Here is a 12,148-nt window from a genome sequence, read left to right as displayed (position 1 = left end):
ATTTTCCCTGGAAATCGGGGCATTTGGGGTGCCTGGCCCCCGCCCTACCGGCGCTCTAACAACGTTATTTTTTAATGAGGCTGATGAGTGCATGTTTGCTCCCTGCGGCTTTCCCAGTTTCGCAATTACCAAACCCTGGAGGTGGAGTTCCACCCGCAACTGAACCTCCTCCTGGGAGCGAACGCCCAGGGCAAGACCAACGTGCTCGAGGCCCTCTACTGTCTTTCCACGACCAAGTCGTTCCGGGCGGCGTCCGATGAGGAGATGATCGCCTTCGGTCAGGAAACGGCCGTGGTCGAGTGTCTCCTCCAACGGGAAGAAGGCCAGGAGCAGGTACGGCTCGATCTGCAAAAAGGAAAGAACAAGACGCTCTGGGTGAGCGGGAAAAAACAAAAGAAGCTCTCTTCCCTTCTCGGACGGATCCCGGCGGTGGTCTTCTCGCCGGACGATCTCTTCCTGGTCAAGGGTGCCCCGGCCCTCAGGCGCCGTTACCTGGACCTTTCGGTCCTCCAGGTGGATCCGGGTTATGTCGCGCATCTGCAGCAGTACGAAAGGACCTTGAAGCAACGCAACGCCTTGCTCCGTCAAAAAGCGGCGGGATTGGATCAACAGCTTTTGGTCTGGGACTCGGCCCTGGCCCAACACGGCGCGGCCTTGACCGAACGACGGCTCCAAGTGGCGGAGCGCTTGAGCGCCTTCGCCGGACAAGCTTTGAAGGACCTGACCGGCGGCCAGGAACGCTTCGAGGTCCGCTACGAACCGTCGCTCCCTTGGAGCGGTGATCCGGAGAGCTGGCGGGAAAAATTCCGTGAAGGCCTCGCGGCTTCGCGGCGTGAGGAGATGGCCCGCGGGACCACGGTGCTGGGCCCGCACCGGGATGACCTGGGGCTTTTCGTGAACGACCGGCCGCTACGCAAGTTCGGAAGCCAAGGGCAACAACGGACCGGCGCCCTGGCCTTGAAGTTGGCGCAACTTTCTTTTTTGACGGAAGGATGTGGGACCCGGCCCTTGATCCTTTTCGATGACGTGATGGCCGAGTTGGATGACAAGCGCCGGGCTTTTTTTTTGGGACGGCTCCAACAAGGGGGCCAGGCGGTCCTGACGGGCACGGGCGCGGCGGATTTTTCCGCGGCCCTCGGAAAGGCCCGGGTCTTCCGGGTCGAGACGGGAAAGATCGCGATGGAGAGGCCGGGGCCTTGAGGGAAGGGAAGCGGGCCGCGGAACAAAGCACATATTTTGTCATTAATGTCCCGGCCCGGTCCGGATCGGGCCCGGTGGGAACATGAGACGAAGGAAAAAACCGGAAGGCGGGACGTTCGAGCTGGGGCAGCTGCTGGAAGGCGCCTTGAAGCAATTGGGCGTGAAGGGGGATTACGATCGTTTCCGCGTCGAGCAAAAATGCCGCGCCGCGTTGGGGGAGAAGGCCGCCCGGGCGCTGACAAGGGTGGACCTAAGGAAACGGACCGTACACCTGGAGTTCAACCACTCCATCTGGCTGCAGGAGATGAATTACCGAAAAGGCGAGGTCCTGAAAATGCTCCAACGGGACCTGCCGGAGTTGGGTATCCAAGGACTGTCCCTGGGACTTTCCCGGGGCGGCCGGATTTAGAGGGGTTCCATGGCAGGAAAGAAATCAAAGTCACAGATCGAAGGCCCCCTAGGGTTCTCCATTGGGGAAGCCCTGGGTTTCGCCTGGAACGCCGCCGCCAAGCATTTGGGCCTGATGGTGGCCATCGCGGCGATCCTTTTCGCTTTGGACCTGCTGGGCGGCGGGTTCGAGCTTGTGGCCAAGCGCGCCGAATATACCTGGCTCAAGGTCGTGGCGGAGCTGTTGCGGCTGATCCTGATGCTCCCTGTGACCTATTGGGTGACGGCCGGCATCATCGTGGTGGCCCTCAAGTTGGTGGCCGAGGAGGACGCGCGGTTCGAGGACCTTTTCCCCGGGTTGGGGAAGACCTGGGCCTATTTTTTCGGGAGCCTGGTGTTGGGTCTCGTTTTCGTATTCGGCCTTTTACTGCTGGTGGTGCCGGGGGTCATCCTGGTCCTTCGTTACATGTTCGCCCCCTACCTGATGTTGGACCGGGGATTGAAGCTCCGGGAGGCCTTCGACCTGAGCGCCCGGATGACCGATGGCCAAAAGGGCCATTTGTTCGGCTATGGTTTTGTTTGTTTGGGGGTGATGATCGCGGGCCTTTGCGCCTGTTGTATCGGCGTCTTCTGGTCCGTCCTGTTGGTGCAGATCGCGTCGGTCTTCATTTACCGGAAGTTGTTGGTGCAGACGGACCCTGAGTTGGCTTGAACGAGAGACGCTAAAACCCTATCCCAGGTGGTCAAAGTGGCAAAAGGAAAAGACAAGAAACCGGCGAGGTCCAAGGCGCCGGAGCCTAAAAAGGACGCCAAGCCCCCGAAGGAAGAAGCCCCCGCGGCCGCCAAGGGAAGCGGCTATACCGGCGACAAGATCACGGTCCTGGAGGGCTTGGAAGCGGTCCGTAAGCGGCCCGCCATGTACATCGGTTCCACCTCCTCCGCCGGCCTACACCACCTGGTCTATGAGATCGTGGACAACTCCATCGACGAGGCCATGGCCGGCCATTGCGACTCCATCGAGGTCGTGATCCATTCGGATAATTCCATCTCCGTCACCGACAACGGCCGGGGTATCCCGGTCGACATGCACCCCACCCAGAAGGTCTCGGCGCTCGAAGTGGTCATGACCAAGCTTCACGCGGGCGGCAAGTTCGACCATCAGACCTATAAGGTCTCGGGCGGTCTGCACGGCGTGGGCGCCTCGGTCGTCAACGCCTTGTCCGAGTGGTTGGAGGCGGAGGTCCGACGTGAAGGCAAGATCTGGTACCAGTCCTACAAGCGGGGGACTCCTGACGCCAAGGTGAAGCCCACCGGCGAAGCCAAAAAGACCGGGACCAAGATCACCTTCTTGCCGGACCGGCAGATCTTCACCGAGACCGAGTATTCCTTCGACATCCTGGCCAAGCGCCTGCGGGAGCTGGCTTTCCTCAACAAGGGCATCTACGTCAAGCTGACCGACGAACGGGGGAAGGGCAAGGAGGCGGTCTTCCAGTTCAACGGCGGCATCGGCCAGTTCGTGAAGGAGATCAACCAGAACAAGGAAGTGCTCTTCGCCACCCCGGTCTACTTCGAGAAGGACAAAGACCACATCATGGTCGAGGTGGCGATCCAGTACAACGACTCCTACGCCGAGAACGTCCACTCCTTCGTTAACAACATCAACACCGTCGAGGGCGGCACCCACTTGCAGGGTTTCCGTTCCGCCTTGACCCGCACGATCAACGAGTACGCCAAGAAGAACGGCCTCATCAAGGATGCCGATCCCCCGATCTCGGGAGACGACGTGCGCGAGGGGTTGACCGCTGTCATCTCGGTCAAGGTCCCGGACCCGCAGTTCGAGGGCCAGACCAAGACCAAGTTGGGGAACGGGGAAGTGGAAGGCATCACCCGTCAGGCCTGCAACGACGGGCTTGGGACCTTCTTCGAACAGAACCCGACGGTGGCCCGCCGCATCGTGGGCAAGTGCCTCATGGCCGCCAAGGCCCGCGAAGCCGCCCGCAAGGCGCGCGATCTCACCCGCCGAAAAGGCGCCTTGGAGATCTCGGCGCTCCCGGGAAAACTCGCCGACTGCCAGGAGGAAGATCCGGCCTTGAGCGAGATCTACCTTGTGGAGGGCGATTCGGCCGGCGGCTCGGCCAAGCAGGGCCGCAATCGGAAGTTCCAGGCCATCCTTCCCTTGAAGGGAAAGGTCCTGAACGTCGAGAAGGCCCGCATCGACAAGATCCTGAACAACGATGAGATCCGGACCCTCATCACGGCCATGGGCACGGGTATCGGCGAGGACGACTTCAACGTGGACAAGGCCCGCTACCACCGCATCATCATCATGACCGACGCCGATGTGGACGGCTCCCATATCCGGACCCTACTTCTCACCTTCTTTTACCGGCAGATGAAGCCCCTTTTGGAAAAAGGCTATATCTATATCGCCCAGCCTCCCCTCTATAAGGTGAAGCGGGGCAAGAAGGAGATGTACCTGCAGACGAACACCGACATGACCCGATTCCTGCTCCAGGAGGGCATGGAAGGCGTCCGTCTTTACCGCTTGAAGGGGAAATCCCGTTCCGAATTCCCCCAGGAAAGGATCAAGGACCTGGTGTCCGACCTGGTGAAGCTGGAGGGGATCGGCTCATCCCTGAAGCGCGCCGGCCTCAACTTGCGCCAATTCCTGGAAGCGTCCGAAGGCAAGAAGAAGAAACCCCTCTATGAGATCGAGACGCCGCTGGGCGTGGAACACGCCTATACCGAGGGCGAGAAGGACGACAAGGTCGACCGCCTCAAGCAGAAGCTCAAGGACATGAAAAAGGCAGCGGAGAAGGGCAAGTCGGCCCAGGAGGGCATGGACTTCGTCTATGACACCTCCCGCGATGTGAAGGACATGATCACGGTCAAGGCCATCAAGGATATGGCCGAGACCAAGCAGCTCGATGAGATCGTCAAGCGGATGACCTCCCGGGGCGTGGAATTGGACGAACTCTTCCCGAAAGAGGAGGAAGAGGACCATTCGGGCAAGCCCAAGGAACCCAAACCCCAATACGTGATCACCCACGGGTCCCACGAGTATTTCCTCGAATCCATGTACGAGGTGGTCGAGAAGGTGAAGGAATTCGGCAAAGAGGGCATGAACATCCAGCGCTACAAAGGTTTGGGGGAGATGAATCCCGAACAGCTTTGGGAGACCACCATGGACCCCGAGCGCCGTACCCTGCTCCAAGTGAAGCTGGAGGATATGGTCGAGGCGGACAAGACCTTTGACATCCTCATGGGCGACCAGGTGGAGCCCCGACGCAATTTCATCCAGACCTACGCGAAACAGGTCCGGAACCTCGATATCTAACCCTTAAAGGATCCAAAGGAACGACATGGCAAGGCCCAAGAAGAAGAGCGAGAAGGAATCCAAGAAGGACGTTCCCGAGACCCCGGTGAAGGGGAGCGGGGAAGTGCCGCCGCCCGACCAAGGCGGGAAAGGCGCGTCCGCCGATGGCGCCGATGGCGGGGACATGAACCGCGGCCATATCGTTCCCACCGAGATCGAAAATGAGATGAAGGATTCCTACCTCGATTACGCCATGAGCGTGATCGTGGGACGCGCCTTGCCGGACGTGCGGGACGGCTTGAAGCCCGTCCATCGCCGCATTTTCATGGGCATGCACGACCTGGGGCTGACCTCCCGCAAACCCTACCGTAAATCGGCGAAGGTCACCGGCGACGTGACGGGGAACTACCATCCCCACGGGACCGTGGCGGTCTATGACACCATCGTGCGCTTGGCGCAGGATTTCTCCATGCGCTACGTGCTGGTGGATGGACAGGGGAACTTCGGGTCGGTGGACGGCGATCCGCCCGCCGCCGAACGTTACACCGAAGTGCGCATGTCGGCGCTGGCCGAAGAGCTCCTGAAGGATATCGACAAGAACACGGTCGAATTCGTCCCCAACTACGACGGCACCCGGGAAGAACCCCTCGTCCTTCCTTGCGCTTTCCCCAACTTTTTAGTCAACGGTTCCACGGGCATCGCGGTCGGGATGGCCACCAACGTCCCTCCCCACAACCTGGGCGAGGTCATCGACGGACTGCTCCACCTCATCGACCACCCCGAGGCCACCATCAAGGACCTCATCAAGTTCATCCAGGGGCCTGATTTCCCGACCGGAGGTTACATCCTCGGCCGGGACGGCATCGTGGACGCCTATACCTCGGGACGGGGGAGTGTGCGCCTACAGGCCAAGGCGGGCATCGAGGTCGACAAGAAGGACCGGGAAAAGATCATCATCTCCGAGCTCCCCTACCAGGTGAACAAGGCCCAGCTCATCGAAAAGATCGCCGAGCTGGTCCGTGACAAGAAGATCGAGGGCATCTCGGACCTGCGCGATGAGTCGGACCGGGACGGCATGCGGATCGTCATCGAGGTCTCCAAGAACGCCAACGGACAGGTGCTCCTCAACAACCTTTTCCAGCAGACGAACCTGCGCACGTCCTTCGGCATCATCATGCTGGCCCTGGTCAACGGCCAGCCGCGCGTCCTGAACCTCAAGGGCCTCCTCCACCATTACCTGGAACACCGCAAGGATGTGGTCATCCGCCGGACCAAGTTCGACCTGGACAAGGCCGAGAAGCGGGCCCATATCCTCGAGGGCCTGCGCATCGCAGTCGACAACCTGGACAAGGTCATCAAGACCATCCGCGCCAGCAAATCCACCGAGGAGGCCAAGGCCTCCCTCATCAAGCTCTTTGACCTTTCGCCCGTGCAGGCCCAGGCCATCCTGGAAATGCAGCTGCGGCAGCTCACCAACCTCGAGATCAAGAAGATCGAGGACGAGTACAAGGAGCTGCTCAAGACCATCGAGATCCTCAAGGGTATCCTGGGGTCCGAGAAGAAGCTCTGGCAGGTCATCAAGGACGAACTGGCCGAGATCAAGGCCAAGTTTGCCGATCCGCGCCGTTCCGAGATCATCGGGAAGGCCCAGGACATGAAGATCGAGGACCTGATCGAGGACGAACAGGTGGTCATCACCCTCTCCCACGCAGGCTACATCAAGCGCCTGCCGATCGACACCTATCACAAGCAGAAACGGGGGGGGAAGGGCGTGGCCGGGGCCACCATGCGCGAGGAGGATTTCATCGAGCGCATGTACATGGCCTCCACCCACGACTACCTGCTCATCTTCACCAGCTTCGGCAAGGTGCATTGGCTGAAGGTCTATGAGATCCCGGAGGCCTCCCGTTACGCCAAGGGAACGGCCCTGGCCAATGTGCTCAAGCTCGGGGAAGGGGAGGCCATTTCGGCGGTCCTTTCCGTGAAGGAATTCAATGAAAAGAGCGCGGTCTTGATGGCCACCGAACAGGGCCTCATCAAGAACACGCCGCTCTCCGCCTTCGACAAGCCGCGGGCTGGCGGCATCATCGCCATCACCCTTGGCAAGGGAGACAAGCTGGTCTCCGCCGAGATCACCGATGGCAAACAAGACATCTTCTTGGCCACCCGCCAGGGCATGAGCATCCGCTTCCAGGAGAAGCAGGTGCGGGAAGTGGGCCGCACGGGCAAGGGCGTCCGGGGCTGCCGTTTGGGCAAGAACGATTCCGTCATCGGGATGGTGGTAGTGGAGGACGGCAAAACGCTCCTCACGTCCACCGAAAAAGGCTACGGCAAACGCACCCAAATGAAGCAATACCGCCGGCAGGGGAGGGGGGGGAAGGGTATCCTCAACATCAAGACGACCTCCAAGAACGGTTTGGCGGTCGGCATCGCGGTGGTGGGCGACGGGGACGAGATCATCGTCATGACCAAGGAAGGCAAGGTCATTCGCCAGCGGGTGAGGGAGATCAAGACCACGGGACGTTTGGCCCAAGGCGTCCGTTTGATTAAAATGAGCGACAGTGACCGCTTGGTCGCGGTCGTGAACGTACCCAAAGAGGAAGAGGGTAACGGGGAGAAATAAGGCGGCAAAACCGTCTTTCCCCGGCCCGTCCAACGACACCAAAGCCGGGGGCCATCCCCGGCCCACTCGAAAAGGACTTTAAGTGAAAAGTAAATATTTCCTGACGCTCTTCCTCGTGGCGATCCTTCCGATCTGTGCCCTGACCGGCGTCTATTTCTTCATGGCCTCCCAGGAGAAGCCCGTGGAGACCGCGCCCCCCGTGGACAACGCGGCGGTGGGGGCCTCCATCTCGGCGCTTTCGGCCAACCTGGGCACGCTGGCTTCGAGCCTTCAGAACAACATCCTGAGCACCTACAAGAACCTGCCCACCCTGGTGGCCAACCACGGCGACGAGGACCTGGACCGCTTCTTCAAGACGGCCAATGGGCTGGAATGCGTGGCGGTCTTCAGCTTCGACGGCAAACGCGAGAAGATCTTCCCCTCCACCGTCCAACTGGCCGACACCAGTTACGGCACCTCCGACGAGTTCAAGAAGATCGTGGAAAAATTCCACGCGAACCCGGGCAAGGAGGACCTTTTCTACACCACCCGGTTCAACTTCCCCGCTTTCGTCTTTTCCGTGGCCCTGGACGGCAAGACCATGGTGCAGGCGGTGATGAACCTTTCCCGCTTCTTCCCCAATACCGACCCTTACAACGGCGAGATGCTCTTCCTGGACGGGGAGTCGGGACAGATCTTCTTCGATACCATTCCGACCAAGAACCAGACCACTTTCAATCCCACCCAGGACCCCTGGCTGGACAAGATCCAAAAATCCCTCGCGGCCAAGGAAAGCGGCCGGGACACCAATCCACCCTCCTCGGCCGCGGTGTGGAATTCGGTGGGCATCAAGGCCTGGGGGCTCGTTCATTCCGTCCCTTTCAGCGCCCTTCAGCCCAAGGCGGCGCCGTCCGCCCGGCCCAAGGGTGAAGCGGAGGGGTTCCAGCGTGTGTTCCAAAGCGATACGGGACGTTATGTACTCCTCGCCGCCGCCGCTCTGTTGGGTTGGATCCTGTTGATGGGCACCCTCGGCTTGGGGATGATCCTGGGACCGCTTAAGAAGGCGGGTGCGGTCGTCCTGAAGGCTGCCGAAGGCCAGGCGGAATTGACGCCCCAGACCGCCCAATCCTTCGGCAAGGATGAGGTGGGTCAGATGGTCCAAGCCGCTGCGGCATTGCTGCAGAAACTGGAGAGCGACCGCCAGGCCGCGACCCAAGAAAAAGAAGAAGCCATCCGCCGGGCCCGGAGCGAAGCCGATGCCAAATCCCGCGAGGCGGCCACCCAGGTCTCCAGCGCCCAGCAAGCCGCCTCCGCCGCGCGCAACGAGGCCAATGAGAAGAACCAACAGCTCAACGACAAGCTCAAGGAACTGGACGCCTTGAAGTCCATGTCCGAGGGGCTGCGCAACCAGACCGAGCAGGCCAAGGCCGAGATCGGGAAACTCAAGGGCCAGGTCACCGCGGCCGAACAGGACAAGGCCAACACCCAGCTCCAACTCACCCAGACCCAGTACAAGCTCGAGGGTCAATTGAAGGAGATGGAGGCGAAGCTCCTTTCCGCCGTGGCCGCTTCCTCGGCCATCCAGGTCTCCCAGGTGCGCGCCGCCGCCATCCGCACCATGTCGGAGGAACTCAAGACGACACTTGGCATCATCAAGGGCTATGTCTCCTCGGCGCTGGGCACGGCCCAGGGCGGCATCAACGAGAAGCAGCAGGAATTCCTGGGAATGGTCATCAACCGCTCCGCGCGGCTGGAAAAATTCATCAACGACCTGCTGGACATCTACCAGGTCGAGATCGAGCAGGCCACTTCCACCCACGAGGAGGTCAACCTGGCCGCCGAGATCGAGGGGCTGGCCTTCAACTTCCAGGCCCAGGCCGACGTGAAGAACATCAAGCTCAAGGTCGAGCCCAAGGGTTCCATGCCCAAGGTCCCGATCGTGCGCCGCCGTTTCAACCAGCTTTGGAACATCCTCTACTTGCAGATCATCAAGGACGCCCCTCGTGGTTCCAGCATCACCATCGGAGTGGAACCCCTGGGAGACAGCGTGAAGGTCACCGTGCAGGACCCGGGGCTCATTGTGGCCACCGAGAACCTGCCCAAGTTGTTCGACGAGTTCTACGACCCGAAGCATCCGGCCTCGCCCCAATTGGCGGGAACGGGCCTGAAGTTCGCCCTCATCAAGACCATCCTGGCCGCCCATGGTGGCGGCGCGGTCGCGGAGAAGGTCGATCCTGGGACCCAGCTCACCCTGACCTTCCCGACGCAGATCAAGAAACCCGGGGAAACGCCCAAATCGGTGGCGATCCCGGCCTCGCCTTCCCTCAGCGCCCCCGGCGCCAAGATGCCCACCACCGCGATGCCGGCCAGCGGGATCAAGCCCGCCGCTCCGGTCGTTCCCGGCGCCAAGCCCGCGCCTCCGGTCACGCCCGGCTTGGTCAAGCCTTCCGCGCCCGCCGTTCCAGGAGCGATGCCGGCGGCTCCCAAGCCCGCTGTTCCTGGCGCTCCGGCCGTCCCCGGCGCCAAGTCGCCCGCGGCGGGGTTCCTGGACTCCCTGATCTCGAAATCCCAACCCGTCAATGTAACGCCCGGCGCGGTCAAACCCGCTGTTCCTGGCGTTCCGGCCGCTCCTGGCATCGCAAAACCCCCGGTCCCCGCTGCGCCCGCTCCAGCCCCTGGAGCCCCTGCGGCACCGAAGCCTCCCGTTCCCGGCGCTGGTCCAAATATCCCGGCCGCCCCGCCGACGTCCGGTGTGACCGCGCCGCCCAAACCGAGTTCTTTGGATTCATTGCTCGATAAGAAGCCGACCGTTCCAGGCGCAGGTCCCACGGTCCCACCCGCTCCGGCCCCCGTGGTTCCCAAGCCGCCTGTGCCTCCTGTTCCGGGCGCGGCCGCGCCTACCGTTCCCAAACCACCCGTGCCCGGAGCCCCGGCGGCCCCCGCGATCAGGCCCCCGGTCCCGCCCGCCCCAGGTGCCCCCCCGGCTCCTGGTGCTCCAGCGGCGCCCAAGGTGGTCCCAACGACCATGAAGCCGACCGCACCCCCTCCAGGGATCTTGGACATGGACAACGTGGATGGGATGAAGACCTCGGCTCCCCCCAGACCCGCAGCCCCTCCCATGCCGCCGAAGCCTCCCATGCCGGGCGCTCCCGGCGCACCCATGCCTCCCGCGGGTGCCCCGAAGCCGCCCGCACCCGGTATACCGCCGGGCGGACTGGACGCTTCCAAGGCGCAAAAGCCGAAGGATGACGGCGACCTGATCGAATAGTCGGTTCGAAGAGCGAAGAGAAGGAAAAGCCCCGGAGACCCCGGGGCTTTTTTATTTTCAACGGCCGGTGGATCCGCCTACGCCCGGGAGGGATCCTTGCGGGTTCCCGGCCGGGTCCATGGTGGGAGTGGGGGACGGAGGCGCCGGGGTCGGGGACGGTCCATGACGGGTTTCCCGGACCGGTTTGAGGTCCTCCACATCGGGCGCGAGTTCGCCTTCGGGTGTGGCCCAGCGGATGAGGGGGAACTCGTCCTTGACCAGCCTCAAATCGGCGTCCTTCGATAACTTCTTCAAATAGAGGAAGAACCGTACCGAGTCCTTGTCGCCCATGGGCCTCGGGGTGAAAGCCACCTGGTGATTGTAGACGTTCAAGGGGAGGACCTGCCCGCCGGTCCAGCGGCCCTTTTCATCGAAGGTCAAATAGAGGATGCCGCTGTCCCGGATGGAGGTCAGGGTCCCAAAGGCGAAGTTGCCGATCGCATAGGCGATGGGTTTTCCTTTATAGACCTCCAACCCTTGCCAGATGTGGGGATGGTGCCCGACCACGGCGTCGGCCCCGGCATCGATGGCCAGGTGGGCCAGCGTCGGCTGGTAATAACGCAGTTGGGTGTGCTTTTCCTGGCCCCAATGACAACAGACGATCACCAGGTCGGCGCCCGCCGCCCGGGCGGCCTGGATATCCTCTTTCATCAGGTAGCCATCGGCAGGAGCGCAACCGGGCCGGTCCTTGGTGGCCCAGAATTCCTGTGGGTAGGTCAGCGAGTAGGCCAAGACCGCGATCTTCCGTCCTTTGACCTCGACCCAGGCCGGCCGCCGAGCTTCGGCCAGGTCCTGCCCCGCGCCGGCGTGTCCCAGGCCCTGTTCATCCAGGGCCCGGAGGGTGCTTTGAAGGGCCTCGAGGCCGAAATCCATCGTGTGATTGTTGGCCAAGGTCAAAAGGGTGTAACCCGCGTGGGCGAGGCCGAGGGCCGAAGAAGGATCCACCAGGAAGGTGTATTTCTTGCGGACGGTGTTCTTGCCCGTCAGGCCCAAAGGGCCTTCCAGGTTGCCCATGACCACGTCGGCTTGCTTCAAGAGGGGCGCGGTCTTCGCGAAAAAAGAATCGGGCCCTTCGGTTTTCAGTTTGTGGGCCGAAGAACCGCCCATCATAATGTCCCCGGTGAAGGCCAGGGTCACCAGGCCTTTCGCCTCGCCGGAAACCGGCCGCGGGGTCGGGGATGGGGAAGGGGCGGTCATGGTTTCGCCGGGAACACCGGCCTCGGACGGTTTGGAGCCGTTCTTCAGCGTGGGCGCGCAGCCCAGGACCCAGCCTAGGGCCAAGAGGATCGGAACGAGGGATCGACGAGGGAACATGGCCGTATCCTAACAAACTCCT

General features: G+C 61.9%; 7 protein-coding genes. 6 read left to right on the top strand and 1 reads right to left on the bottom strand.

Annotated elements, in window-relative coordinates; genetic code table 11:
• Window positions 1-87: 87 nt before the first annotated feature.
• The 6 genes from recF to VHE12_04475 all read left to right on the top strand — a co-directional run bounded on the left by recF (window position 88) and on the right by VHE12_04475 (window position 10,773).
• The gene (gene recF / locus VHE12_04500; GenBank protein ID HVZ80045.1) at window positions 88-1,200 is read left to right on the top strand and encodes a DNA replication/repair protein RecF; all 1,113 of its coding nucleotides are present in this window, start codon (window positions 88-90) and stop codon (window positions 1,198-1,200) included.
• A gap of 82 nt (window positions 1,201-1,282) precedes the next feature.
• Complete coding sequence (locus tag VHE12_04495; GenBank protein HVZ80044.1) at window positions 1,283-1,609, top strand: DciA family protein; 327 nt, start codon at window positions 1,283-1,285, stop codon at window positions 1,607-1,609.
• Between the two features lie 9 nt (window positions 1,610-1,618).
• Window positions 1,619-2,299 (top strand): hypothetical protein, encoded by a 681-nt coding sequence (locus VHE12_04490; protein ID HVZ80043.1) that lies wholly within the window; start codon window positions 1,619-1,621, stop codon window positions 2,297-2,299.
• A 36-nt stretch (window positions 2,300-2,335) separates the two neighbouring features.
• Window positions 2,336-4,924, top strand: coding sequence for a DNA topoisomerase (ATP-hydrolyzing) subunit B (gene gyrB, locus VHE12_04485; GenBank protein HVZ80042.1), 2,589 nt, complete (start codon window positions 2,336-2,338; stop codon window positions 4,922-4,924).
• Between the two features lie 25 nt (window positions 4,925-4,949).
• Complete coding sequence (gene gyrA, locus VHE12_04480) at window positions 4,950-7,526, top strand: DNA gyrase subunit A (protein HVZ80041.1); 2,577 nt, start codon at window positions 4,950-4,952, stop codon at window positions 7,524-7,526.
• An 82-nt stretch (window positions 7,527-7,608) separates the two neighbouring features.
• Window positions 7,609-10,773 carry an ATP-binding protein gene (locus tag VHE12_04475; GenBank protein ID HVZ80040.1) on the top strand — a complete coding sequence of 1,055 codons (3,165 nt, stop codon included), beginning with the start codon at window positions 7,609-7,611 and terminating at the stop codon, window positions 10,771-10,773.
• 57 nt (window positions 10,774-10,830) lie between these two features.
• On the opposite strand, the gene VHE12_04470 is transcribed toward VHE12_04475, so the two are convergent.
• Complete coding sequence (locus VHE12_04470) at window positions 10,831-12,126, bottom strand: CapA family protein (GenBank protein HVZ80039.1); 1,296 nt, start codon at window positions 12,124-12,126, stop codon at window positions 10,831-10,833.
• Between the last annotated feature and the right edge of the window lie 22 nt (window positions 12,127-12,148).

This window comes from bacterium (assembly GCA_035549195.1).
Taxonomy (GTDB): domain Bacteria; phylum Oederibacteriota; class Muellerivitia; order Muellerivitales; family Muellerivitaceae; genus DASZRK01.
Note: the sequence above shows the minus strand (reverse complement) of the source record. Positions and strands in the feature narration are given on the sequence as shown.

Excerpts from the sequence above, each read along its gene's own strand:
- VHE12_04470 (HVZ80039.1), bottom strand. The coding sequence starts at position 12,126 with ATGTTCCCTCGTCGATCCCTCGTTCCGATCCTCTTGGCCCTAGGCTGG.
- gyrA (HVZ80041.1), top strand. The coding sequence starts at position 4,950 with ATGGCAAGGCCCAAGAAGAAGAGCGAGAAGGAATCCAAGAAGGACGTT.
- VHE12_04495 (HVZ80044.1), top strand. The coding sequence starts at position 1,283 with ATGAGACGAAGGAAAAAACCGGAAGGCGGGACGTTCGAGCTGGGGCAG.
- VHE12_04490 (HVZ80043.1), top strand. The coding sequence starts at position 1,619 with ATGGCAGGAAAGAAATCAAAGTCACAGATCGAAGGCCCCCTAGGGTTC.